The sequence below is a fragment of the Paraburkholderia sp. UCT2 genome, assembly GCF_014397665.1.
Classification (GTDB): Bacteria; Pseudomonadota; Gammaproteobacteria; order Burkholderiales; family Burkholderiaceae; genus Paraburkholderia; species Paraburkholderia tuberum.
The window spans coordinates 53094-77166 of sequence record NZ_VZQO01000023.1 but is presented as its reverse complement, the minus strand read 5'-3'; the positions used below and the strand labels follow the sequence as shown (position 1 = coordinate 77166).

The window sequence follows — 24073 nt, the reverse complement described above, 5'->3', positions numbered from 1 at the left end:
CGATAATGCAAAAAAGCCGGTTCCTTCGAACCGGCTTTTTGGTTCATGCCGCGCCGCTTACCGGTTCGGCTGCGGCGTCAGGCGCAGGTACGGACGCAACGCCTTGTAGCCCTTCGGGAATTTCTGCTTGATGACTTCCTCGTCCTTCAGCGACGGCACGATCACGACGTCATCGCCCTGCTTCCAGTTGCCCGGCGTCGCGACCGAGTGACTGTCGGTCAGTTGCAGCGAATCGATCACGCGCAGCACTTCGTCGAAGTTGCGGCCGGTGCTCGCCGGGTACGTGATGATCAGACGCACCTTCCGGTTCGGATCGATGACGAACAGCGAGCGCACCGTGAACGTTTCGTTCGCGTTCGGGTGAATCATGTCGTACAGCCCGGAGACCTTGCGATCGCCGTCCGCGAGAATCGGAAAACCGACGTTGGCGGCCTGCGTCTCGTTGATGTCCTTGATCCACTCCTTGTGCGACTCCGCGCTGTCGACCGACAACGCGATCGTCTTCACGTTGCGCTTTTCGAACTCGCCCGCGAGCTTCGCGGTCAGGCCCAGCTCGGTCGTGCAGACCGGCGTGAAGTCGGCCGGATGCGAGAACAGCACGCCCCAGCTATTGCCGAGCCACTCGTGAAACCTGATGCGGCCAATGCTCGACTCCTGTTCGAAATCCGGCGCAATGTCGCCAAGACGTAGACTCATAGTGCATCTCCTGTAGGTCTTCGGAAGGTATCCGGATAAGGTCGCGGGCGTGTGCCCGCGGCGGCCAGTCACGATAAAGCATAAGGCCGCGGTGGTACATGGCGAACCAACATCGCGTCAGTACTTTATGTGTTTTTGTAATTTTCTCCCGTTTGACGGAAACTTTGCGGGACAGATCAACTCAATCCAGATACCGGTCTGGAGCAGAGTGCCCTCAAACGGGTGTCTTGACGCCACGCGCTGGCGGGAACGAATCGTGCAGCGGCGGCATGCAACCGGCACTATGCTCGCCAGCGACCGTTTCTTTGGTTACGATTTACGCGTAGCGTGAGACAAAGGGAGCTGTCAATGTCGGAAGTCAACAAGGAGAGATTGATGTCGGATATCAAAACCGTCCTCGCGGACGCTGAAGACCTGCTGAAACAGGCCGCGAGCGCTACCGGCGAACGCGCGTCGGAACTGCGCGAAACCGCGCTGACGCGCCTGAAGCAGGCGAAAGAAAAGGCAGCCGACGTTCAGGTCGTGGTCGTCGAAAAAGGCAAGAAGGCCGCCCGCGCCACCGACGACTACGTGCATGAGCATCCGTGGGCGTCGATCGGCATCGCCGCGGGCATCGGCGTGGTGGTCGGTCTGCTGATCAATCGCAAGTAAAGGCCGGTGAGGCCGCCGGAGCAGGCATGTCCGGCGCACCGGCGACACGGGCGGACCGGCTCGAGCCTCGCCGGTCCCCTTCTGCTGGCGCGCGCGCGCCGGCCAGGCCCTCACGCGCAGCGCCCACAGCCATGACGACCGAAACACACTCGCAGCGCGCAGAACGCAGCCCGTTGCGCCGTATTCTCAGTTCCGTGTTTGCGATCCTGCAGACGCGGCTCGAACTGGTAGGCATCGAACTCGCCGAGGAAAAAGACCGCCTGCTCGGCGTGCTGTTTCTCGGTCTTGCCGCGATGATGCTCGCCACGATGGCCTTGATCGCGTTGACCGCACTCGTCGCCATTGCCTTCTGGGACACCTACCGATGGCAGGCGCTTGCCGGCATCACCGCGGTCTACGCGATTGCCGGGCTCGCCTGTGCGCTGAAGGCGCGCAGCGGTTTGCGCAACGCGCCGATGGTATTCGAAGCGACCATCGCGGAGTTTGAAAAGGATCGCGAAGCGTTTCGCAGCCGCGACTGATGGGAAAGTTCGTCTGCATCCGATCCATCGCCTCACCCTCACTGCCGCCGACACGCCATGAGCCCTTCCCGTCCTGATACCGCCTTTCGTAACAAGCGCCATCCGTCGAAGGATCTGAGCGCGCCGCATCTGCGGGCGCTGCGCAAGGAATTGCTGCTCGTGCGCGCGGACGTCGAGCGCGTCGAGCTTGCACAGGCCACCTTCGAACTGCGCCAGGCCGTCGCGCATTTCAGCTGGCTCAGGTTCGTGATCCCCGGCTTTGGCGGCGTGCGCGTCGGTAAAGGGCCAAAGGCGAGCGTGCTCAACGCGGGCACGATCGGCGCGTTGCTCAAGCAGTACCCGTTCATCAGCTCGATCGCTTCGCTGTTGCTCGCCAAACCGCTGCGCGCGAGGGTCGTCGCGAGCGCGAAGCCCGTGCTCAAGTGGGGCAGCCTTGCGCTCGGCGCGTGGGAAGCGTTCCGGATCTGGCAACAGATGAAGAACGAGTCGGCGGCGGCGCGGGCGGCCGCGGCGGCTTCCGCTACGGCGCAGTCGCCGGCTGCACAGGACGATTCGTTGCGAAGCGGCTATTGAGGTCGTGGCCGCTGCGAGTGGCAGCAATCAATCGGACCTCCCGCTCGCAAGGTTGCGTGTGTCGGACTTCACTCACCCGCTAACTGGTATTCCAGCATTCGCTGCTCGTGGGCGTCGCGCCGCTTGCATCGTTTCTATTGCCTCGCTGACCCGTCGCATCTAGCGTGAACGTGCCGCACGGATCGTCGCGCATCGGGCCCGCTTCCGCGGGCGCCGCTTCGATCGAATAGCCGCCGTTCGTGTCGTCCGCGGGCAGCACGCGCACTCGATACACCGGGGCGCCGAACTGCGGCGCCTGATCGATACCCGCTGGCAAGGCCGGCACGCCATCGCTCGCCGCGGCCTCGACGAATTGCGCAGCCCGATATAACGCCGACGCCGCATCGATGCGATGCGTGCGCGCAATGTGGCTGCGATACGAAGGGATCGCAAACGCGGCGAGCGTGGCGGCAATCGCGAGCGCGATCACGAGTTCGAGCAGCGTGAATGCGGATGTGTTCGGCCTTTTCATACGTGTCCAGTCGGTGCGTTCCTCAGAATGGTCTTGCTGCAACGCGCCGCCAATGACGTTCGATCGCGCCATCTTCTGTCACGACCTCCATCTGCAACCAGATCTGCGACTCGCTGCTCCGCCCGAAGCCGCGTGCGGTCAGCAGATAAGCGCTGGCGTTGGGTCGACTCGCGAGACGCCAAGGCTCGATCAGGCATTGCGGCGCGCGCGATGATCCCGGCCATTGCGCCACAGGCGTGATGGCGCCTGCGTCGAACGCGGTTTCAAGCCTCCATTGAGTCGGCTCGCCGGATGTGAGCGGTGCATCGCGCGCGTCGCCACTTGCCGATAGCACGTTGCGCTCGCACCAGCTCAGCGCCGAATCCGCCGCGTGGAAAGCCTGCAGATAGTCGCGCACATTGGTCGCCGCGCGAGCGGCCGCTAGCGATGTTTCGAACCATATCGCGGACGTGGCGAGCATCATGGCCGAGATCAACAGCACGATGGCTAGCACGACGCCGCGTTGATGTGCCCGTCGGGCACCGCCCTGACAATTTCGCCTACCTAAGTGTTTCGCTGTTCCGCCTGGCCCGCCGCATATGTCGTACGCACGGCCGCGTTGCGTTGCTGTGCCGCGATCCATCACGACGACACCTCCGCGCGATTCCGCAGCGCAACGCGGCGGGAAAACACCTGTCGAGGCCGCAGGTCGGTACCGAGTGTACTCACGCCATCGCAGTCGATGTACTTCGAACGCTGTCCTTGCGGCGCGCCGCGCACCAGCACGCAGACATCGACCGCAACGACGTTCGCCCATTGATCCGCCGCCACGGCCGACGCATTCACCGCATCCGCCGCGCCGTCCAGCCAGTAGCGCAACCGCACGCGCTCGACGCCTTCGATCAGCGGCTGCGCGGACCCCGCGTTGCCGCTGCCCACGCAGTAAAGCTCCGGCTCGCCGGTCGAGCCGCTGACGTTGGCGAAGTAGCGATTCACCACCGGCGCGCCCTCATCGCCAAGGACCGCGTCGCTGCTTTTGACGGCCTGTCCGACACAGTCGGTGACCTGACCGCTCGACGATGGCCATGTCGATACGACGTCTGCGACGTAACGGATCGCGACGCCATCCGAGCCGGTGCTCAAGGTGGTGCAAGCGAGGCTGTCGTCGGCGCCGGTCGGACGACCGCCCGAGCAGCCGAATAACGCAGGCGCCGCGTTGTAGCCAATGACATTGGCAGGGACGAAGCCGGCCATCTGCAATTGCTGGCCGATCAGCATTAGCGCGGTCAAGCCCGCTTCGCGGATTCGGGTCGCGTTGCTCGCCTGCACGAACGCATTGCGCTGCGCCGTGTAAAGGGACACGGCGCCCGCGATTACGAGCAACCCGAGCGCCATCGCGATCAGGAATTCGATGAGCGTATGACCGAGTGGGCAATGCGGCCGCTTCATTTCGCGAACGCCAACGCGACACACGACGATCCAGCCGGTGCATCGACGCCGCCGCAAGGCTCCGCCGGCTGGGCGCTCGCATCGCCCAAAGCGGGCCGGTCCCGCACGGACGCCCACGTCACGCGCGCCGCCGCGACCGCGCCGCTCTCGCCAATCGATGCGTCGCCGTGCGGCAGCAGAACGCTCGCCCAGGTGCGCCATTGATTGAGCGCGACATCGCCCGTGGAAGGCGTGCGCGTCGTTTCGGCAATCGAGTCGGCTATCCACGCGGCGCTCTCGCGCAGCGTCATCGCGCGCGCTTCGCGTGCGGTCCACACCTGAACCGCGATCAAACCCAGCGCGCTCACCGCGACCAACGCGACCGCCAGCATCACCTCGATCAACGAGCTGCCATTACATGTCGATGCGTGTACACGCAAACCGGTGTTGAATGCGGGCTGTCTCATGACGTCGCTCCGCACGCGCCCTCCGAGATCCGCGCGCGACCTCCTGCCGCGACACTGATGCAGCGCCGCCACGAGTTCCCCTGCATCGATTTCGATGGGCTTCGCGGTGCGATATCAAAACTTCGAAACGCGCCGATCAGTTGCCCAGCCGGCGGCGTGAACGTCATATCCGTCTGCACGCCGGTGATGCTCACCGCCGCGAGCGCCGGCTGCGCGCGCAACAACGACGGCTTGCCGCCACGTTCGGCGAATACGGCCCAGCCGCAGGCCCAGTCGGCGATGCCGCCGGCGCAGGCTTGGCCCGACGCGAGACAGACGCGCGCTGCATCGACGCGGCACACCGTGATGCGCGCACCGCGCCGCAGCGCCTCGCTGCGCGCGTAGGCGAACGTGGACAGCAGCGCCTTCGAGCGCGCGTCGACCTGATCGCGCATATGCCATGCGGCGAACGACGGCACCGCCATCACGGCCATCAGCATCACGAGCGCTATCACCGCCAGCGTTTCGACGAGTGTGAAACCGGCGCGCGATGGCCGGTAAATCCCCTTGAATTTCATCTGCATCCCTGAGCGTTACGAACCGATGCAGCCAATCTAGCGATTTGCGAGCGCGCCGACCATCGTCCGAATGGCCAGGTGGCATTCAGACGTTAGCGCGCGCAACAATGCACGTGACGATCGATCACGGAGGCGGGAGAAGCGATGCGTGAAAAAAAGCGCGAAATGCGCGAGGCGATGGATGCGAATGACCGCAGCTCAGCTGCGACACGCGTGCGCTCAGCGCTTGCGGGAAGGCTTGGGCGGGGAAGAGGCGCGGCGGAATTCCTCGATCACGTCCTCGAATTCGGAGACGTCCTCGAAGCGCCGGTACACGGAAGCGAAACGGACGTAAGCGATCGTGTCGAGCGCGCGCAACTCGTTCATCACGAGTTCGCCGAGGCGCTCGCTACGCACCTCGCGCTCGCCGCTGCCGAGCAACTGATACTCGATACGGGCGACAGCCGCTTCGATCGCGTCCACCGCAACCGGGCGCTTGCGCAGCGCCAGTTGCATGCTCGCGACGATCTTGCGGCGATCGAATTCCGTGCGCGTACCGTCCTTCTTGACGACCGACGGCAACGCCAGCTCGACCCGCTCATACGTCGTGAAACGCTTGTCGCAGGCCGGGCAGCGGCGGCGCCGGCGGATCGTCGCGCCGTCTTCGGATACGCGCGAGTCGACGACTTGCGTATCGGCATGGCGGCAGAAGGGGCAATGCATGGTTTAGCCGTAAACCGGAAAGCGCTTGGTCAGATCGGCGACCTGAACCTTCACGCGCTCGATCGTCGCGGCATCTTCCGGGTTGTCCAGCACGTCGGCGATCAGGTTGCCGACCTGCTCGGCTTCCTTCACGCCGAAGCCGCGCGTGGTCATGGCCGGAGAACCGAGGCGGATACCCGAGGTCACGAACGGCTTTTCCGGATCGTTCGGGATCGCGTTCTTGTTGACCGTGATGTGTGCCGCGCCGAGTGCCGCTTCCGCAGCCTTGCCGGTGATCTTCTTCGCGCGCAGGTCGACCAGCATCACGTGGCTTTCGGTGCGACCCGACACGATGCGCAGACCGCGCTTGACCAGCGTTTCAGCAAGCACGCGCGCGTTCTCGACGACCTGCTGCTGATACGCCTTGAATTCCGGCGAAAGCGCTTCCTTGAACGCGACGGCCTTCGCGGCGATCACGTGCATCAACGGACCGCCCTGGATGCCCGGGAAAATCGCCGAGTTGATCGGCTTCTCGAACTCGGCCTTCATCAGGATCACGCCGCCGCGCGGGCCGCGCAGGCTCTTGTGCGTGGTGGTGGTGACGAAATCGGCGTGCGGCACCGGGTTCGGATAAACGCCCGCGGCGACGAGACCAGCGTAGTGCGCCATGTCGACCATGAAGTACGCGCCGACCGACTTCGCGATCTTCGACATGCGTTCGAAATCGATGCGCAGCGCGAACGCGGACGCGCCCGCTACGATCAGCTTCGGCTTGTGTTCTTGCGCGAGCTTCTCGGCGGCGTCGTAGTCGATGTCTTCGGCTTCGTTCAAGCCGTAGCTGACCACGTTGAACCACTTGCCCGACATGTTGACCGGCGAGCCGTGCGTGAGGTGGCCGCCGTGCGCGAGGCTCATGCCCATGATCGTGTCGCCCGGCTTGAGCATCGCGAAGAACACGCCCTGGTTCGCCTGCGAGCCCGAGTTCGGCTGCACGTTCGCGGCTTCGGCGCCGAACAGCTGCTTCACGCGGTCGATCGCCAGCTGCTCGGCAACGTCGACGTATTCACAGCCGCCGTAATAGCGCTTGCCCGGATACCCTTCGGCGTACTTGTTCGTGAGTTGCGAGCCTTGCGCGGCCATCACGGCCGGGCTCGTGTAGTTTTCCGACGCGATCAGTTCGATGTGCTCTTCCTGACGGCGGTTTTCCTGCTCGATGACCTTCCAGAGTTCAGGATCGACGTTGGCGATGGTGCTTTGGGCTCTGTCAAACATACGGGTTCCGTTGAGTGTTTTCAGGTTGACCGGATCGTGCGCCGAATCCTGCGTAGAGGGTACACAGCGGGGTACGCAGCGCTTTGGGCGGCGAGGCTTGCCCTGACGTGGCGAGTGGAGAGTCGCCGCACACGCGAGGCGAGCCAGCCACCGTCAGCGCAGATTAATGCGCGCGGTTCACGGCTGCCCAGGCGAACGGCAAAACGGCACCCTGCGCTTCACGGTGGGTTGTTCCACCTTGAACCCGATTGGTTGAATCGGCTGAGTCGGACGACTCGGTTCTATCGCCAGTCACGCAGGGTCGAGCGCGTTAGTGTATTGGAAGAGGCCCGAATAGGCAACCGACTTGCGGGTGCTCCGGCGGCCGCTGGCGGGGCCTCCGGACGGTTTGGCGGCCCCGCTGCGCAACCATCTGAGGAAAGCGCGCCGGCCGCGCCGCGCACCCGTTGCGCGCCGCCGCGGCAGCCGCCGATCCGGCTCGTGCATCCTTGCCGCAGCGTGCCATTGGAAGTAGGCTTTGGGCCTTTGTCTCTTACCGACCAGGGAACTGCAATGATCGTGTTTGTCACAGGAGCGTCGGCCGGATTCGGCGCCGCCATCGCCCGCTCGTTCGTCAAGGGCGGCCATCGTGTCGTCGCCACTGCACGCCGCAAGGACCGTCTGCAAGCACTCGCCGACGAACTCGGCGACGCGCTGCTGCCGTACGAGCTCGACGTGCGCGATCGCGCCGCCGTCGAAGCCGTGCCTGCCTCGCTGCCGGCGGACTTCGCCGCGATCGACGTGCTCGTCAACAACGCCGGCCTCGCGCTCGGCACCGAGCCGGCTCACAAGGCAAGTCTCGATGAATGGAACACCATGATCGAGACCAATTGCACGGGCCTCGCGCAGGTCACGCATGCGCTGTTGCCCGGCATGGTCGAGCGCAACCGCGGGCATATCTTCAATCTGGGTTCGGTGGCGGGCCGCTGGCCGTACGCGGGCGGCAACGTGTACGGCGCGACCAAGGCGTTCGTGCGCCAGTTCAGCCTGAACCTGCGCGCCGACCTCGCCGGCACCGCGCTGCGCGTGACCGACATCGAGCCGGGTCTGTGCGGCGGCACCGAATTCTCGAACGTGCGATATCGCGGCGACGACGACAAGGCCGCCAAGGTCTACGAAAACGTGCAGCCGCTGACGGCCGAAGACATCGCCGATTCCATCTACTGGATCGCCACGCGCCCAGCCCACGTCAACATCAACACGATCGAGCTGATGCCGGTCGCGCAGTCGTTCGCCGGTCTGTCAGTGCATCGCGGCTGAGTTTGAAGGCGGGCGGCCGCGGACGCCGCTACTATTGGTCGCGCCGCCGCCCATCATCGTGCTGGCTTTCTTCTGCTGCACGTCGATAGCCCGCTCCGCCAGTCCCGGCCCGGCCGGCAAAGCCGGCTCCCATCGCCGCCGACGCCCGCCGCAAGCAACTCACACTTCGAAACAGACCCCGGGTTGTGCGTTCCGGTAGAATGCGCCGCATGAATATGTCGACCAGCCAGCCAGGCACGGAAATCGGCTATACGTGGCCGATCCGCGTGTACTACGAAGATACCGACGCCGGCGGCATCGTGTTTTACGCCAATTACCTGAAGTTTTTCGAACGCGCTCGCACCGAATGGCTGCGCGCGTGCGGCGTCGACCAGCACCGGCTTGCGGAAGAAAACGACGCGATTTTCATCGTGCGCAGTACCGCGGTCGATTACCGGGCTCCGGCCCGACTCGACGACATCGTGAAAATTATCAGCCGGATCGAGCGTCTTGGCCGAGCTTCGGTAGACTTCGTGCAGGAAGCATGGCGCGAAGGCACGCTGCTTGCCACCGGTTCGGTCCGGATTGGCTGTGTGGACCGCGCGACGCTGCGGCCAGCCGCGATCCCGCCGTCGGTTCTCGCCGCGCTGCGGCACGGGCCGGGCACTAGCGAGAGCGCTGACTGAACGACGGCGGCATGTCAACGGACGATCCCTGAGCCTCGTTGTTACGGGGCCAGTGAACTCATACCGGTCAGGTAACACAAAGCATGGTTCGGCTTCGATATCGCCGAAGCTTCCGTTTTGCCAACGGCAAGCTTGAAGCGGCCTTGCAGCCGGACGCGCCCTTCCCGGGACGTTAAAACGAACCTTTATGAACACTACACAAGATCTGTCGATCGTTTCACTCGTACTCAACGCGAGCCTGCTGGCCCAGGCCGTCATGGCTCTGCTGCTGTTGCTGTCGCTACTCTCCTGGACTTTCATCTTCCGCAAGTGGTTTGCGATTCGCCGGGCGCGCGCGCAAACTGAACGCTTCGAGCGTGATTTCTGGTCGGGCGGCGACCTGCAGGCGCTGTATCAGAGCGCCGCGAACAACCGTCACAGGATCGGCGCGCTCGAGCGGATTTTCGAGTCCGGCATGCGGGAATTCCTGAAGGGCAAAGAGAAGCGCCTGAACGATTCGGGCGCGATTCTCGACGGCGCCCGGCGCGCGATGCGCGCGGCGTTCCAACGCGAAATGGACGTTCTCGAAGCGAATCTGGCGTTCCTCGCGTCGGTCGGTTCGGTCAGCCCGTATATCGGTCTGTTCGGCACGGTGTGGGGGATCATGAATGCGTTCCGCGGCCTCGCCAACGTGCAGCAGGCCACGCTCGCGAACGTCGCGCCGGGCATCGCCGAGGCCCTGACCGCCACCGCGATCGGCCTGTTCGCCGCAATTCCGGCCGTGGTCGCCTACAACCGCTACGCGCACGACATCGACCGTCTGGCGATCCGTTTCGAAACCTTCATCGAAGAGTTCTCGAACATCCTGCAGCGCCAGGCACACTGAGGAGGCCATGATGGCAGGCTCCCGTTCCTCCAGCATGCGCGGCTCGCGCTCGCGTCGCGCAATGGCCGACATCAACGTCGTGCCGTACATCGACGTGATGCTCGTGCTGCTAGTGATCTTCATGGTCACGGCGCCGCTCGTCGCGCCGTCGATCGTCAATCTGCCGACCGTCGGCGGCGCGGCGCCCCAACAGCAGACGCCGCCCGTCATCGTCAACATCCGCGCGGACGGCAATATGAGCGTCAAGTACAAGGACGACTCCGGCACGCAGCAGCAGGAAGACATGACGAAGGCCGGCCTCAACGGTTTCATCGCCGATCGGGCACAATCGCACCCCGATCAGCCCGTCGTGATCGCCGCCGACAAAACCGTGAAATACGAAGTCGTGATGAACGTGATGTCCGATCTGAAGGCTCGGGGCGTCAAGCGCGTTGGATTGCTCGTCAAATCGCAATGATCCGCAAGAACTCCGAATACCCGCTTCAGCCGCCGCGTGAACGCGGCACCGGGCGAGCTTTTCTGTTCGCGCTGGTGATGCATGCGCTGCTCGGATTCTTCCTGTATCGCGGCATCCAATGGCAGAACAGCACGCCCGAGGGCGAGCAGGCGGAACTGTGGACAGAGGTGCCGGATTCGGCGATTCCGCGTCCCGTCGTCACGCCGCCGCCCACGCCGGTCGCCCCTGCTCCGCCCGTGCGCGACGAACAGGCCGACATCGCGCTGCAGGAAAAGAAGCGCCAGCAGCAGGAAGCGGCTCGCGCGGCCCAACTGGCCGAACAGCAGCGCCAGTTGAAGCTGAAAGAGCAGCAGGAAGCGGAAGCGAAGCGGCAGCAACAGCTGGCGGCCGAACAGGCGGCCCAGCTCGCGGCGCAGAAGGCCGCGAAGCTCAAGCAGCAGCAGGCGCAACAGCAGCAACAGCAGCAGGCCGAGAAGCTCAAGCAACAGCAGCTCGCCGAGCAGCAGAAGCAACAGCAACTGAAAGAACAGCAGGAGCAGCAGCAAAAGCAGGCTCAGGCAGAAGCGCAGAAGAAGGCTGCGGCGGAGAAAGCGGCGAAGGCCAAGGCGCAAGCCGATGCGGCCGCGCAGGCGAAAAAGCAGCTCGACAACGAACGTCGCGCGCGGCTTGCGCAGATGCAGGGTCTGGCTGGCGGCGTGGGCGGCAGCAGTTCGAGCAGCAACGGACTGGGCAAGAGCGGAACGGGTAGCGGCTCGGGCGGCACGGCGGCATCGCCGGGTTACGCGGACAAGGTACGACGGCTGGTGCTTCAGCATGTGAACTGGGGCGGCGAAACGGAAGGTCTCGAGACCGTGATCGCCGTGCGTTGTTCGCCGGACGGCAATCAGCTGGGCGCAAACATTACCCACAGCAGCGGCAACGCCGCGTGGGACGCCGCCGCGTTGCGGGCGGTGAAAGCCTCCGATCCGATGCCTCGGGACGTCAATGGCAAGACGCCGGACTACTTCACTATCACGCTGCGTCCGGCGGCTTGATGTGCAGGCTGACAGCCGACCGGCGGCCAACGCCGCGCCCCACCCGGCGCGGCGTTGCGCGGGAACGAAATAGCCGTTTTCCGGTCTGTCTGCTGTCTTCGAGTACTAAGTAAAACCGTTTTGAGGAACCCATACAGCATGAGTTTGATGACCAAGCTAGGCCTGCGAACCCTCGTGGCAACGTGCCTGATCGCCGTCGGCGGCGCCGCCAACGCACAACTCAACGTCCTCGTGACGGGCGTCGGATCCACTCAGTTTCCGATCGCAACGGCGAATTTCGCCAATGAAGCGAACTCCCCGCAGCAGGTCAGCACGATCGTGCGTCAGGATCTGCAACGCAGCGGCAAATTCACGAATATCGACGCAGGCTCGACGCCGGTGTCCGAGACCGATTCCGTCGACCTCGGCGCATGGAAGGCGAAGGGCGCCAACGCGTTCGTCGCGGGCAGCGTGAACCGCCTGCCGAACGGCCAGTACGAAGTGCGCTTCAAGCTGTACGACACGGTCAAGGGCGAAAGCCTCGGCGGCCTCGTGCTGGTGAGCCCGGAAAGCGGTCTGCGCATGAGCGCGCACAAGGTCGCGGACTACATTTACGCCAAGCTGATGGGCAATCGCGGCGTGTTCGCCACGCGCCTGTCGTACGTGATCAAGTCGGGCAACCGCTACCAGCTGCAGATCTCGGATTCGGACGGTCAGGACGCGCACATCGCGCTGTCGAGCCCCGAGCCGATCATCTCGCCGGCCTGGTCGCCCGACGGCACCAAGGTCGCTTACGTGTCGTTCGAGAAGAAGAAACCGATCGTCTATATCCACGACCTGCCCACGGGCCGGCGCATCGTCGTATCGGACCAGAAGGGCAACAACAGTGCGCCGGCGTGGTCGCCGGATGGCCGCACGCTCGCCGTCGCGCTGTCGCGTACCGGCAATACGCAGATTTTCGCGGTCAACGCGGACGGCAGCGGTCTGCGTCGTCTGACGCAAGGCAGCTCGATCGACACCGAGCCGACCTACTCTCCTGACGGTCAGTGGATCTATTTCACGAGCGACCGCGGCGGCGCACCGCAGATCTACAAGATGCCGGCGCAAGGTGAAAGCGCGGGCGGCGCGCAACGCGTCACGTTTACGGGCAGCTACAACACCAGCCCGCGTGTGAGTCCTGACGGCAAGGAGCTTGCCTACATCTCGCGCGTCGGCGGTGCATTCAAGCTGTACATCCAGGACCTGCAAGGCGGATCCGCCACGGGCCTGACGGACACGACACATGACGAATCGCCGAGCTTCGCGGCGAACGGTCAGTACATTCTTTACGCCACTCAGGTGAACGGCCGTGGCGTGTTGGCCGCAGTATCGACCGACGGTCGCACTCGGCAGGTCCTGTCCGTTCAGGGGGGCAGCGTACGCGAGCCGTCCTGGGGCCCGTTTATGCAATAACGTTGATGCAATAACACAAGGAGAGTAATCAAATGATGTCCAAACTTCGTTTCGCATTCGCCGTCGTGATGGTCGGTGCACTGGCCGCATGTCACTCGGGCGTCAAGCTCGACGAAAACGCCAACAAGGGCGCAGGCTCGGCCCAACCGAACCCGAACGACGTCGCGACGGTCAACGTCGACCCGCTGAACGATCCGAACAGCCCGCTCGCGAAGCGCAGCATCTACTTCGACTTCGACAGCTACTCGGTGAAGGATGACTATCAACCGCTGCTGCAACAACACGCGCAATATCTGAAGAGCCACCCGCAGCGTCACGTGCTGATCCAGGGCAACACCGACGAGCGCGGCACCAGCGAATACAACCTCGCACTCGGCCAGAAGCGTGCTGAAGCCGTGCGTCGTTCGCTGTCGCTGATGGGCGTGTCGGATTCGCAAATGGAGGCCGTGAGCCTCGGCAAGGAAAAGCCGCTGGCAACGGGTCATGACGAAGCGTCGTGGGCACAGAACCGCCGCGCCGACCTCGCGTATCAACAGTAAGTCAACGGGTGGTGAGCCGAATGACGCATCGTTTCTCCTGGCTGCGGTTTGCCGCAGCGGCCTGCGTCGCGGGCACGGCCCTCACGGCCGTGCCCGCCCATGCGGGCATGTTCGACGACGATCAGGCCCGCCAGGCCATTCTCGATCTGCGCTCGAAGACCGATAGTCTGTCGAGCCAGCTATCGGCGGCGCAACGCACGATCCTCGATCAGTCCAACCGTCTCGACCAGCTCAACCAGCAGGTCGCGACGCTGCGCGGACAGAACGAGGACATGGCGAACCAGCTCACGACGCTGCAAAAGCAGCAGAAGGACTACTACACCGATCTCGACACGCGCCTGAAGAAATTCGAGCCGCAGCAACAGACGGTGGACGGCGTCCAGGGCGAGGTGCAGCCGGGTGAAACCGATGCGTTCAACGCGGCTTCACAGCAATTCCGCAGCGGCGACTTCAAGAACGCGGCGGCATCGTTCCGCAGCTTCATCTCCAAATATCCGAACAGCCCCTATCAGCCGACCGCGCAATACTGGCTCGGCAACGCGCTGTATGCACTGCGCGACTACAAGGGTTCGACGACTGTCTGGCAAGGTGTCGTGAAGAACTATCCGCAGCATCCGCGTGCACCGGAAGCGCTGCTCGCGATCGCGAACAATCAGCTCGAACAAGGCCAGAAGGCCGCGGCGAAAAAGACGCTCGAGCAGATCGTCGCGCAATACGCCGGCTCGGACGTCGCGCAGTCTGCGCAGAACAAGCTGTCGCAGATCAAGTAGATCGTGGTGTCGGATTGATCACGTTTTGATGTAGTTGGCAGTAACGCGCAGTGTCCGAAGTGATAGCCACGCGCGCCTCTCGCTGGAAAGCCCGGGTAGTGATGCCCGGGCTTTTCATTTTGGGCGACGGTCTTGCCGAGTTGACAGGGCATTGGTGCGCCGATATAATTTCGCTTCTCTTTTGGGTCGTTAGCTCAGCTGGTAGAGCAGCGGACTTTTAATCCGTTGGTCACAGGTTCGAATCCCGTACGGCCTACCAAAAGATTCGAGGGCTGACATGCGAAAGCATGTCGGCCCTTTTCTTTTTCCTTTGCCCGCGTGTGCAAACAGGTACGCGCGCGGCAAACGAGCCGCCTCTTCCCGCCCGCCTCAACGTAGCCTTCCGTTCAGGCACTGCCCTCCGCCCTCCAACGCCGCCCCAAAAAAACCAGGCATCTCGCAACGAAATCGCGCCAACGCGCCAGCGCATTCTTATCTTTTTAGTAATTTTCGATTCATGTTTGTGCCACGGGTGGTTTGTAGCCTCGCGACTTGCAATACGGCTGCAACCTTCAAAAAATTTCGCCCACCCTACTCAAACACACAGAATGCAAACCACCCTGAAGGCGCTTCCGATCGCGGTTCTGATCTCCGCCATCTACGGCTGCGGCGGCAGCACCCAAAACCCGTCGAGCACGAGCGCGTCGCAAGGCACCACGAGCAGCACCCCGGCCACGACGACGACGCCCTCGACTTCCGCCAGCAACTACGCGGCTGGCAACCTGCTGGTCTCGCGCACAGCCTATGATCCGGCGTACGTCGTGAGCGGCACGCGGCCTTATAGCGCGACGCCCACGACCACCAATGCAGCCCCCATGACCGAAACGCAGTCTGAGCAGTTGTGGGTCGACTTCAAACTCGACGACCACGAATGATGATCCGCTAACGCCCCACCGTACCCGGGACGTCATTCGCTCAACGGAATGACGTCTATGCTCCCAATCTATACGCAGTACTTGTCTGAATCCACTCGACGTGAAACCGAAATAAATCCTGTCCACACTGATCGCCGGCGGCGTCGCTTCCCTGCTCGCGCTATCGAACGTCCATGCGGCGACGGGCGCCAACGCCGATCAATTCGAAATCGCGAAACGCTATGGCCTCGAAGGCGGCGAGCGTTGGGATTACGTGGCGTACGACGCTGTTCGCCAGCACCTCTTCATCAGCCGCGACACGCACGTGCAGGTGATCGATACGCGCACCGGCAAACCGGTCGGCGAGATCGCCAACACCGACGGCGTGCACGGCTTCGCGTTCGTGGAGGACCTCAAGCTCGGCTTCGTCACCAACGGCCGCGCCAATACGGTGAGCGTCGTCGATCTCGACACACTCAAGGTCGTCGACAACATCAAGGCCGCGGGCCCCGACCCGGACGGCATCCTCTACGTGCCGGCCTTGCGGCGCATCTTCGTGAGCAATGGCCACGACGGCAGCGTCAGCGCAATCGACGTCGCGACGCGCAAGGTGGTCGCCACGATGAGCGTGGGCGGCAAGCCGGAGGCGCTCGCGGCGGACAGCCACGGGCACGTGTTCGTCAATGTGGAAGATCGCGCCGAGATCGTCGAGATGGACGGTCGGTCCGCGACGGTGCTGGCGCATTGGCCACTCGCACGGTGCGAGTCGCCGACCGGGCTCGCGATCGATGCGGCGAGCGAGCGCCTGTTTTCGGTTTGCGCCAATCACCGCATGCTGATCGTCGATACGACGTCGGGCCGTCGCGTGGCCGAGGTGCTGATAGGGGGTCACCCCGACGCGGCGGCTTTCGATCCGGCCTTGAAGCTCGCGTTCAGTTCGAACGGCGCGGACGGCACGCTGACGATCGTGCATGAAGACGATGCGGACCATTACACGGTCGCGCAGAACATGCCAACGCTGGAAGGCGCGAAAACGATGGCGCTCGATGAACAGCAGCACCGGATCTATCTGGTGTCGTCGAAGTTCGGCGCGGCCGACCCGGCCACGGCTGCCAATTCTCATCCGCGCGCGACGGTCATCCCCGGTACGGTCGAAGTGCTCGAGGCGCAGCTCAAGGCACGCTGACGCGTGGCATCGACGCACGGCCGCCCGTTGATCGCGACGGCGCGTCAAACATCGGTTCGCCTAGATGAGGCCGTGCGCGACGCCGCTCGGCGTCGCCCAGCGCTCGCTGTCGTTCGACACGCCGAAATCGGCGGCCCGCAGTGAAACGGTGGCCGAGCAGGCCGTCGCACGCTTTGCGCTGGCGCGCGCGAGGATGCGTTGCTCGTGCACATAGAAGAATTCGAGTTGGCGCGCGTCGGACGCTTTTCGTTGGAGCTCGAACACATCCTCGAGCACGCGCCGCGACACATGAAAACGCTGAACTCCGCGGCCAAGCCGGATCTGAAAGACAACACCGTCGCTGTTGTGCGGCACCGCTGCCCAGATAAGCGGAATGCTACTCATGGAGCCCCCGTAACTGGATCTTCATGTCAGGAACATTGACGATTTCATCGTCGCACGGATAAACGCACGGCGCGACTTGTCAAAATTAAACAAGGTTGAGTTGTCGTTTTCACCACAGTGGCAGGTGTTGCGACGCAACGCCCCATTGATCGACGACGCACCAATCTGGAGCGAATCCTTACTCGACAGCAGTCCGTCGCTTGCGCCGCGCGGTCGCTCGTCGGGTACGATGCAATGCGGCCCGATTTAACTTGCCACGCTTCTCGCTGACTTTCCGGTGGCCGGCCATGCAGAAGAATCATTCGCTTTTGCGGCGGGAATCCACACGCAAGGAATATGCGTTGGCTCGTTTGCGTCTTGCCACGAACCGCCTTATGCGCGCTGAGTCAGAAGCTGAAAAGACACTCGCCACCTGCTGGATGAAGGCGTGGGCAAGCGTCATCGGCGATGCGCAGTTCCCTAAGCTTCCTTACCGACCGGCCACACCCAAAGCGAGGCGGCGCTCCTCGCCAAGGCCCCGCGATTGACATCTGCCGTCGCTCGAACTGAATGGCGACGCGGCGACATCTTCGCGCACTCCGACCCCATTCATTTGACTGTATGGTTCGCCACCTCACAGACCGTCTACGCCCTCTGCTCGCATGATCGCTTCACGACGCCTTAGAGCGTTCGCGACAAACAGAGCAACAAAGAAGAAACGACAAAACGGCGAGCGCGTCCCGCAATGATCGGGCTGCCCGCCGCTCAGGGGTACCCATGAAAGCTGGAAAGGTAATCTGGGTAGTGGCCTTGCCGTGTCTGATCGAAACGTCGCATGCGCAGGAGGTCTATCTGCAAGGCGGCACGCTGGGCATCGGGGTTGGCGCGGCGTGGAGCGTCACGTCGTGGTTCGGCGTGCACGCGGACTTCAACGCGATCAATTTGTCGCACAACTTCGAGGTTGGCGGCAATCGCTACGAAGACGACATACGGCTGCGTCAGGGCGGTCTCTACGGCGATTTCTTTCCGTGGGCCGGCACCGGCTTTCGCGTGACAGCGGGCCTGCGTCTGACCGACAACGAAGTCAGCGGCAACTCGGCTCCGACCAACGGCATGTACGTATTCGAGGGCAAAGCCTCGCCGGCCTTTCCTGGCGAATACGCGACGGCGACCGCCCGATACCCGACCGCGATGCCCTACCTTGGCATCGGCTATGGCTTGCACCCGGGAGCCAAAGGCTGGGGGCTCGTGGTGGATCTCGGTGTCGCCTACGGCATTCCGAAGACCTCGTACACACTGTCGCCGGCGCTGTCGCAGGCCGCGGGACCGGAGATGAGTCAGCAGATCATCAACACCGGATTGCAGCAACTGCGCGATCAGGTCTCGCCTTATCGATGGTATCCGACGTTGCAGATCGGCATTTCTTATCGCTTCTGAGGCGCAGCGCACGGAATCCCTCGCAGTACTATAAATTTGCGAGGGACTTTTCACATTCCGATTGCATAAAAAACAAACGAAAGAGAGAGCGATACGACTTTCTCGCTTTTTCTGGTTATTTATCGAGATGAAAAGATATGCAATGATCGCCGCCGAATCAACGGAGCATGTCTGAACCTTGCGCGAGCATACGTTCCGGCAACTCCACGGCCCATTGCTTTTTCATTGAACCGATAATGACCACCTTTCTGTTCGATCTGCTGTCGAACCTCGCCTTGTTCGCCATCGTATCGATGGCCTGTCGACTGTATAACCGGTTCGGGTCGGGTGCCGCGCTGAGCGGCCCTGCGATTTTCATCGTGATCGCGCTGGCCGCATGCGTGCTCGACGGCTTGTTGACGTTTGTCGTGTTCGCCGACGCGCAGAACCGCTATGGACAATTCGCCCTGCCGACGTCGTTTCTTCAGCGTGCTTGCGCGTATGCGCTCGCGATCGTGATCGCGTTCACGTGGCATCGGATATCGAGGCGCCGGCGCGCCGTGAAAAGCGACCCGGACAACGCGGTTGTCATCCAGACGTCACCGTACTCCGAATCGCGGCTGCGCATGTGAGCCCGGCACGCCCCGACCGACTTTTCACGTACGCCCCGCCATGTTTCATCTCTGTATTGCCGCCGCGAGCAGGGCAGGAACGGTCCTTGCGCATGCGGGCGCCGTCGGCTATAACTCCCGAAGACCGCGCGTTGTGGGTCATGGCACCACCGTCGTTCAATCCGTTGATGGCAACCTATAACGAGGAAACATCTTGGATATCGAAACCGTACGTGCATTCGTCATGACCCGTGGCATCGACATCGGCACCAAGGTCATCGGCGCAATCGTGCTGTGGATCGTCGGCCGCTGGATCATCGGGCTGATCTCCAACCTGTCGCGCAAGCTGCTCGCACGCAACGGCCGGGTCGACCCGACACTCGCCCACTACCTCGCGTCGATTCTCGCCGGGTTGCTGAACCTGCTGCTCGTCCTCGCGATCCTGGAAATCTTCGGTGTGCAGACGACGTCGTTCGCCGCGTTGCTCGCCGGCCTCGGCCTCGCGATCGGTACTGCGTGGGGCGGCCTGCTCGCGCATTTCGCGGCCGGCGTGTTCATGCAGGTGCTGCGGCCGTTCAAGGTCGGCGATTTCGTCATGGCCGCGGGCGTCACCGGCACCGTCACGGAGTTGGGCCTGTTCGGCACCACGATCGTGACGCCGGACAACGTGACGACCATCATCGGCAACAACAAGATCTTCTCCGACACGATCTCGAACTACAGCGTGCTGCCGTTCCGGCGCGTCGAGCTGACCGCGAAGATCGCCAATGGCGTCGATCCGACCGATGCGATCGCGCGTTTGAAAGCCGCCGTCGCGAAGATTCCGAACGTGGCCGAAAACCCCGCGCCGGATATCGAGGTCTTGAGCTTCACGCCAGAAGGACCGCTGCTGTGCGTGCGCCCTTACTCGTCCAACCAGAACTACTGGCAGGTCTACTTCGACACCAATCGCGCGATCGTTCAGACCTTCAAGGAAGCCGGCTATCCGACGCCGGAAACGCCACTCGCACCGCGAGCGATCACGCGCGATTGATCTGATCGAACCTCCGCGCGCACCCGACACGGGTCGTCGGCATGGCGGCATGAAAAAAGGCGTCGCGAGATTCGCGACGCCTTTCGTGTTTTCAAGGCCCGAAATACCGCAAACAACTCGTCATCAACGCGTACTCGCGTTCGCGCCATTCTTACGCAGCATCTTCCACAGCGCGCCGAGCACGATCGGTACGATCGCCGCGCCGATACCGACCAGCACGATCACGTTCAGATACTGACGGATGAACGGGATGTTGCCGAAGAAATAACCGAGCAGTGTCAGCAGCAGCACCCACAACAGCGCGCCGACGACGTTGAACATCTGGAAGCGGCTCCACGTCATCGACGACGCGCCCGCGACGAACGGCGCAAACGTCCGCACGACCGGGATGAAACGCGCGAGCACGATCGTCTTGCCGCCGTGTTTCTCATAGAAGTTATGCGTCTTCTGCAGCGCGGCGCGATCGAGAAAACGCTCGAGCACCGGAATGTGCGTATTGAACACGCGCGGTCCGATCGCGCGGCCGATCAGATAGTTGGTCGTATTGCCCGAGACCGCCGCCACCAGCAGCAACAGGATCAGCAGTCCGAGATGCATCTGCCCGGTCGCGCAGAACGCGCCGCCGATGAACAGCAGCGAATCGCCCGGCAGAAACGGCAGGACCACGAGCCCCGTTTCAGCGAACACGATCGCGAACAGCACCGCGTAGACCCAGGCACCGTACACGTGAATGAAGTCTCCGAGAAACTTGTCGATGTGCAGGACAAGATTGGCGAAATGTAGCAGCGTATCCAAGGAACGTCCTTTTAAACCAGTGTATGCGTAGCGGGAAAACGGCCACCGCGCGACCCTGCAACAGGCGCAGCGAGCGGCGGGCCGACCGCTGCGAATTGACCGCGACATGATACCGAAAGTGCCTCGGGTCGAATGAAAATCTGCTGGTTGGGCGTCTGCGCGGGCGGCGTGCGCCAAGTCGCTATAATTTCGCCATGTCCGAATTCTCCGAAACGCCTGCGGGCACCGCGGCCGCGGCCGCACCTTCCGACGCCTCCCGCGCGGCGCCCGTGCCGCGTCCGTTGCGCGCCATCCAGCCGCTCCCCGATCAATTGATCAGCCAGATCGCCGCCGGCGAAGTGGTCGAGCGGCCGGCGTCGGTAGTCAAGGAACTGCTCGAGAATGCGCTCGACGCGGGCGCGCAGACGCTGCGCATCCTGCTCGACGAAGGCGGCGTCAAACGCATCTCGATCACCGACGACGGCTGCGGCATCCCCGAGAACGAACTCGTGCTCGCCCTGACGCGCCATGCGACCAGCAAGATCCGCTCGCTTGCCGAGCTCGAAGCGGTCGCGACGCTCGGGTTCCGCGGCGAAGCGCTGGCGTCGATCGCGTCGGTCGCGCAGATGAGCATCACGAGCCGCACCGCAGATGTGCCGCACGCGGTGCGCATCGACGCGGAAACCGGCGTGCTGAGTCCCGCCGCCGGCACCCAGGGCACGACGATCGAAGTCCGCGAGCTGTACTTCAACACCCCAGCACGCCGCAAATTCCTGAAAAGCGAACAGACCGAACTCGGCCATTGTCTTGAACAGATCCGCCGCGCCGCGCTCGCGCGGCCGGACGTCGCGATCTCGGTGCTGCACAACGGCAAGGCCGTCGAGCACTGGAACGCGAGCGAGCCGCCCGCGCGGGTTGCGAAGATTCTCGGCGAGACGTTCGCGACCGCCCATCTGCCGCTCGGCGAATCCGCCGGTCCGCTTGCGATCTACGGCTGCGCCGGTCTGCCGACCGCGAGCCGCGGTCGCGCCGATCAACAGTATTTCTTCGTCAACGGCCGCTTCGTGCGTGACAAGCTGCTCACGCACGCGGTGCGCGCCGCGTATGAAGACGTGCTGCACGGTGAGCGTTATCCGTCGTACGTGCTGTTCCTCGATCTGCCGCCCGAAGGCGTCGACGTGAACGTACATCCGTCGAAAATCGAGGTGCGTTTCCGCGATTCGCGCTCGATCCACCAGTTCGTGTTCCATGCGGTGCAGCGCGCGCTCGCTCGGCACGCGGGCGCGTCGCCTGAAACGACGGCGGGCGGGCATGCGGCGCACCTGGAACCGTCGGCCGGTGGACCGGCTTCATCTGGTTCGACGCCGCCGGGTGTCACAAGCGGCGTAGCCGACGGCATTGGCGCGGGCGCCGGTCTTTCGAGCGGCGCGGGCTTCGGCGCGGGAAGCCGCGGCGGCCTTGGCGGCGGCAGCGGCTTCAGCAGCTTCGGCGCCCCGGGCGCCTCGCAGCCTGGCAACACGTGGATGCGCCAGGCACGCATGACGCAAGGCACGCTGCCGGTCGCGCAACCGCTCGCCGGTTACGACGCGCTGTTCGGCCGCAAGGATCCGCTTGCCGGCCGGGTCGAAGGCGCGTCGCTGTTCGAAGCGCGCGACTCCGCAACCGACGCGACGTCGCCATACGACGCAGCGCCGTTCGCGCCGCGCCCGGCTGCCCCCGCATTCGACGCCACCGACGACCAGCCGCTCGGCTTCGCGCTCGGCCAGATCCACGGCATCTACGTGCTCGCGCAGAACCGCCAAGGGCTCGTGATCGTCGACATGCATGCGGCACACGAGCGCATCCTGTACGAGCAGTTCAAGAGCGCGCTCGCCGACCGCGCGATCGCCGTGCAGCCGCTGCTGATCCCGCAGACGATGCAGGCCGATCCGGTCGAAATCGGCACGGTCGAGGAAGAGCGCGATACGCTCGATGCGCTCGGCTTCGACCTCGCGGTGCTGTCGCCGACCACGCTCGCGATCCGCGCGGTCCCCGCGTTGCTGAAGGACGCCGACCTGCAAGCGCTGGCGCGCGCGGTGCTGTCCGACCTGCATGCATTCGGCGGCTCACGCGTGCTGACCGAGCGTCAGCACGAACTGCTCGGCACGCTCGCGTGCCATCACGCGGTGCGCGCGAACCGGCGTCTGACGCTCGACGAAATGAACGCGCTGTTGCGCCAGATGGAAGCGACCGAGCGCGCCGATCAGTGCAACCACGGGCGTCCGACCTGGTATCAGCTGACGCTGGCCGATCTCGATCGGCTGTTCATGCGCGGGCAGTAACGACGCTGCGTTTCGATCACACCGTTGCGCCGCGCGCCCGCTTGCCCATGACGTCACACCCTACCCCCATCCCGTGCCTGCTCGGCCCGACCGCGTCCGGCAAGACCGCCGCCGCGCTCGCGCTCGCCGCGCGGCGGCCGGTCGAAATCATCAGCGTCGACTCGGCGCTCGTCTATCGCGAGATGGACATCGGCACCGCGAAGCCGACCGCGGAAGAACGCGCGGTCGCGCCGCATCATCTGATCGATATCGTCGATCCGGCCGACTCGTACTCGGCCGCGCAGTTTCGCGCCGATACGCTGCGGCTCGTCGGAGAAATTCGTGCGCGCGGGCGGCTGCCGCTGCTGGTCGGCGGCACGATGCTTTACTACAAGGCGCTCACGCAGGGCCTCAACGACCTGCCCGCCGCCGATGCCGAAGTACGCGCGAGGCTCGACGCCGACGCCGCCCGCGACGGCTGGCCGGCGCTTCACGCGCGGCTCGCCGCGCTCGATCCGGTCACGGCCGCGCGTCTCGCGCCGAACGATTCGCAACGCATCCAGCGCGCGCTGGAAGTGTTCATGCTGACCGGCCAGCCGATGTCGACGCTGCTCGCCGCGCCCGCGCGCACCGACGACGCCGCATTGGCAAGCTTCGTGCCGGTCGCGCTGGAGCCGTCCGAGCGTGGCGTGCTGCACGCGCGCATCGAGCAGCGCTTCGATTCGATGCTCGCGCACGGTTTCGTCGATGAAGTGGTGAAGCTGCGTGCGCGCGGCGACCTGCTGCCCGAGATGCCGTCGATGCGCTGCGTCGGGTATCGGCAGGTGTGGGAATACCTCGATGGCGCGGTCGACTATCGGACCATGCGCGACAAGGGCGTCTTCGCGACGCGGCAACTCTGCAAGCGGCAGCTCACGTGGCTGCGCAGCATGCCGGAAAGACAGGTGGTGGATTGCTGCGATCCGCACGCGACGGCGCGGGTGGTGGAGTTGATCGAAACGCTGGTTTGAGGCGCCGATCAGCGTGGCGGAATCGGAGGGACGTAAAGCAGGAATTTGAAGCGGGAAATGTGAAGCAAAGGATTCGAAGCCCGCGCGGCGC

Annotated in this window: 28 protein-coding genes, 1 tRNA gene and 1 riboswitch; of the genes, 19 read left to right on the top strand and 10 right to left on the bottom strand. The window is 63.9% G+C overall.

The window, feature by feature from the left end; genetic code table 11:
- Nucleotides 1-57 precede the first annotated feature (57 nt).
- Entirely contained in the window at nt 58-696 is a 639-nt protein-coding gene (locus tag F6X39_RS20160) for a peroxiredoxin (protein ID WP_184055435.1), read from the bottom strand.
- A gap of 348 nt (nt 697-1044) precedes the next feature.
- Between F6X39_RS20160 and F6X39_RS20155 the strand changes: the two genes are divergently transcribed.
- From F6X39_RS20155 to F6X39_RS20145, 3 genes are all read left to right on the top strand, one after another.
- On the top strand, nt 1045-1347 hold the full coding sequence (locus F6X39_RS20155; protein WP_026225611.1) for a YqjD family protein: 303 nt from the start codon (nt 1045-1047) through the stop codon (nt 1345-1347).
- A 131-nt stretch (nt 1348-1478) separates the two neighbouring features.
- Entirely contained in the window at nt 1479-1868 is a 390-nt protein-coding gene (locus F6X39_RS20150) for a phage holin family protein (RefSeq protein ID WP_018419515.1), read from the top strand.
- Nucleotides 1869-1925: 57 nt separating this feature from the next.
- A complete protein-coding gene (locus F6X39_RS20145) occupies nt 1926-2441 on the top strand; it encodes a DUF3318 domain-containing protein (protein ID WP_184034343.1) in 516 nt (171 codons plus the stop codon).
- Between the two features lie 79 nt (nt 2442-2520).
- Here F6X39_RS20145 and F6X39_RS20140 read toward each other — a convergent pair whose 3' ends face one another.
- The 7 genes from F6X39_RS20140 to glyA all read right to left on the bottom strand — a co-directional run bounded on the left by F6X39_RS20140 (nt 2521) and on the right by glyA (nt 7336).
- Nucleotides 2521-2952, bottom strand: coding sequence for a type IV pilin protein (locus F6X39_RS20140; protein ID WP_184034346.1), 432 nt, complete (start codon nt 2950-2952; stop codon nt 2521-2523).
- A 22-nt stretch (nt 2953-2974) separates the two neighbouring features.
- Nucleotides 2975-3445 (bottom strand): pilus assembly protein, encoded by a 471-nt coding sequence (locus tag F6X39_RS20135; protein ID WP_187617853.1) that lies wholly within the window; start codon nt 3443-3445, stop codon nt 2975-2977.
- A gap of 128 nt (nt 3446-3573) precedes the next feature.
- Nucleotides 3574-4380, bottom strand: a complete 807-nt coding sequence (locus F6X39_RS20130) for a PilW family protein (protein WP_184067391.1) — start codon at nt 4378-4380, stop codon at nt 3574-3576.
- Nucleotides 4377-4826, bottom strand: coding sequence for a hypothetical protein (locus F6X39_RS20125; RefSeq protein WP_187617852.1), 450 nt, complete (start codon nt 4824-4826; stop codon nt 4377-4379). The genes F6X39_RS20130 and F6X39_RS20125 overlap by 4 nt, the downstream gene beginning before the upstream one ends.
- The gene (locus F6X39_RS20120; protein ID WP_187617851.1) at nt 4823-5389 is read right to left on the bottom strand and encodes a GspH/FimT family pseudopilin; all 567 of its coding nucleotides are present in this window, start codon (nt 5387-5389) and stop codon (nt 4823-4825) included. The genes F6X39_RS20125 and F6X39_RS20120 overlap by 4 nt, the downstream gene beginning before the upstream one ends.
- A 213-nt stretch (nt 5390-5602) precedes the next feature.
- A complete protein-coding gene (gene nrdR / locus F6X39_RS20115; RefSeq protein WP_008919734.1) occupies nt 5603-6085 on the bottom strand; it encodes a transcriptional regulator NrdR in 483 nt (160 codons plus the stop codon).
- A 3-nt stretch (nt 6086-6088) separates the two neighbouring features.
- Nucleotides 6089-7336, bottom strand: a complete 1248-nt coding sequence (gene glyA / locus F6X39_RS20110) for a serine hydroxymethyltransferase (RefSeq protein ID WP_090803175.1) — start codon at nt 7334-7336, stop codon at nt 6089-6091.
- A gap of 178 nt (nt 7337-7514) precedes the next feature.
- Nucleotides 7515-7641: riboswitch (ZMP/ZTP riboswitch) on the bottom strand.
- 247 nt (nt 7642-7888) lie between these two features.
- Here glyA and ydfG point away from each other — a divergent pair.
- The 11 genes from ydfG (at nt 7889) to F6X39_RS20055 (ending at nt 16475) form a co-directional block, all read left to right on the top strand.
- Complete coding sequence (gene ydfG / locus F6X39_RS20105) at nt 7889-8635, top strand: bifunctional NADP-dependent 3-hydroxy acid dehydrogenase/3-hydroxypropionate dehydrogenase YdfG (protein WP_090803174.1); 747 nt, start codon at nt 7889-7891, stop codon at nt 8633-8635.
- 200 nt (nt 8636-8835) lie between these two features.
- On the top strand, nt 8836-9300 hold the full coding sequence (gene ybgC, locus F6X39_RS20100; protein WP_184055415.1) for a tol-pal system-associated acyl-CoA thioesterase: 465 nt from the start codon (nt 8836-8838) through the stop codon (nt 9298-9300).
- Between the two features lie 187 nt (nt 9301-9487).
- On the top strand, nt 9488-10165 hold the full coding sequence (tolQ, locus tag F6X39_RS20095; RefSeq protein ID WP_090803171.1) for a protein TolQ: 678 nt from the start codon (nt 9488-9490) through the stop codon (nt 10163-10165).
- 10 nt (nt 10166-10175) lie between these two features.
- The gene (gene tolR / locus F6X39_RS20090) at nt 10176-10622 is read left to right on the top strand and encodes a protein TolR (protein WP_184034364.1); all 447 of its coding nucleotides are present in this window, start codon (nt 10176-10178) and stop codon (nt 10620-10622) included.
- Nucleotides 10619-11656 carry a cell envelope integrity protein TolA gene (tolA, locus tag F6X39_RS20085; protein WP_187617850.1) on the top strand — a complete coding sequence of 346 codons (1038 nt, stop codon included), beginning with the start codon at nt 10619-10621 and terminating at the stop codon, nt 11654-11656. Before tolR ends, tolA begins: the two co-directional genes overlap by 4 nt.
- A 138-nt stretch (nt 11657-11794) precedes the next feature.
- Nucleotides 11795-13087 carry a Tol-Pal system beta propeller repeat protein TolB gene (tolB, locus tag F6X39_RS20080; protein ID WP_184034369.1) on the top strand — a complete coding sequence of 431 codons (1293 nt, stop codon included), beginning with the start codon at nt 11795-11797 and terminating at the stop codon, nt 13085-13087.
- Between the two features lie 32 nt (nt 13088-13119).
- Nucleotides 13120-13626, top strand: a complete 507-nt coding sequence (pal, locus tag F6X39_RS20075) for a peptidoglycan-associated lipoprotein Pal (protein WP_018419502.1) — start codon at nt 13120-13122, stop codon at nt 13624-13626.
- Between the two features lie 20 nt (nt 13627-13646).
- Entirely contained in the window at nt 13647-14396 is a 750-nt protein-coding gene (gene ybgF / locus F6X39_RS20070; protein WP_184034372.1) for a tol-pal system protein YbgF, read from the top strand.
- A 183-nt stretch (nt 14397-14579) separates the two neighbouring features.
- Nucleotides 14580-14655: transfer RNA gene (locus tag F6X39_RS20065), tRNA-Lys, on the top strand.
- 328 nt (nt 14656-14983) lie between these two features.
- Nucleotides 14984-15310 (top strand): hypothetical protein, encoded by a 327-nt coding sequence (locus F6X39_RS20060; protein WP_187617849.1) that lies wholly within the window; start codon nt 14984-14986, stop codon nt 15308-15310.
- 253 nt (nt 15311-15563) lie between these two features.
- Nucleotides 15564-16475: a YncE family protein gene (locus tag F6X39_RS20055; protein ID WP_187617848.1), complete on the top strand. Its 912-nt coding sequence runs from the start codon at nt 15564-15566 to the stop codon at nt 16473-16475.
- A 60-nt stretch (nt 16476-16535) separates the two neighbouring features.
- On the opposite strand, the gene F6X39_RS20050 is transcribed toward F6X39_RS20055, so the two are convergent.
- Entirely contained in the window at nt 16536-16859 is a 324-nt protein-coding gene (locus F6X39_RS20050; protein WP_187617847.1) for a hypothetical protein, read from the bottom strand.
- Between the two features lie 756 nt (nt 16860-17615).
- Between F6X39_RS20050 and F6X39_RS20045 the strand changes: the two genes are divergently transcribed.
- The 3 genes from F6X39_RS20045 (at nt 17616) to F6X39_RS20035 (ending at nt 19898) form a co-directional block, all read left to right on the top strand.
- Nucleotides 17616-18275, top strand: a complete 660-nt coding sequence (locus F6X39_RS20045) for a hypothetical protein (RefSeq protein ID WP_187617846.1) — start codon at nt 17616-17618, stop codon at nt 18273-18275.
- Nucleotides 18276-18511: 236 nt separating this feature from the next.
- Nucleotides 18512-18886, top strand: coding sequence for a hypothetical protein (locus F6X39_RS20040; protein ID WP_187617845.1), 375 nt, complete (start codon nt 18512-18514; stop codon nt 18884-18886).
- 193 nt (nt 18887-19079) lie between these two features.
- Nucleotides 19080-19898, top strand: a complete 819-nt coding sequence (locus tag F6X39_RS20035; RefSeq protein ID WP_184034400.1) for a mechanosensitive ion channel family protein — start codon at nt 19080-19082, stop codon at nt 19896-19898.
- A 123-nt stretch (nt 19899-20021) separates the two neighbouring features.
- Here the strand turns inward: F6X39_RS20035 and F6X39_RS20030 are convergent, their stop codons facing one another.
- Nucleotides 20022-20693 (bottom strand): VTT domain-containing protein, encoded by a 672-nt coding sequence (locus tag F6X39_RS20030; protein ID WP_187617844.1) that lies wholly within the window; start codon nt 20691-20693, stop codon nt 20022-20024.
- A gap of 194 nt (nt 20694-20887) precedes the next feature.
- Between F6X39_RS20030 and mutL the strand changes: the two genes are divergently transcribed.
- The gene (gene mutL, locus F6X39_RS20025; RefSeq protein ID WP_187617843.1) at nt 20888-22993 is read left to right on the top strand and encodes a DNA mismatch repair endonuclease MutL; all 2106 of its coding nucleotides are present in this window, start codon (nt 20888-20890) and stop codon (nt 22991-22993) included.
- A 47-nt stretch (nt 22994-23040) separates the two neighbouring features.
- The gene (gene miaA, locus F6X39_RS20020) at nt 23041-23982 is read left to right on the top strand and encodes a tRNA (adenosine(37)-N6)-dimethylallyltransferase MiaA (RefSeq protein ID WP_187617842.1); all 942 of its coding nucleotides are present in this window, start codon (nt 23041-23043) and stop codon (nt 23980-23982) included.
- Nucleotides 23983-24073: the final 91 nt, after the last annotated feature.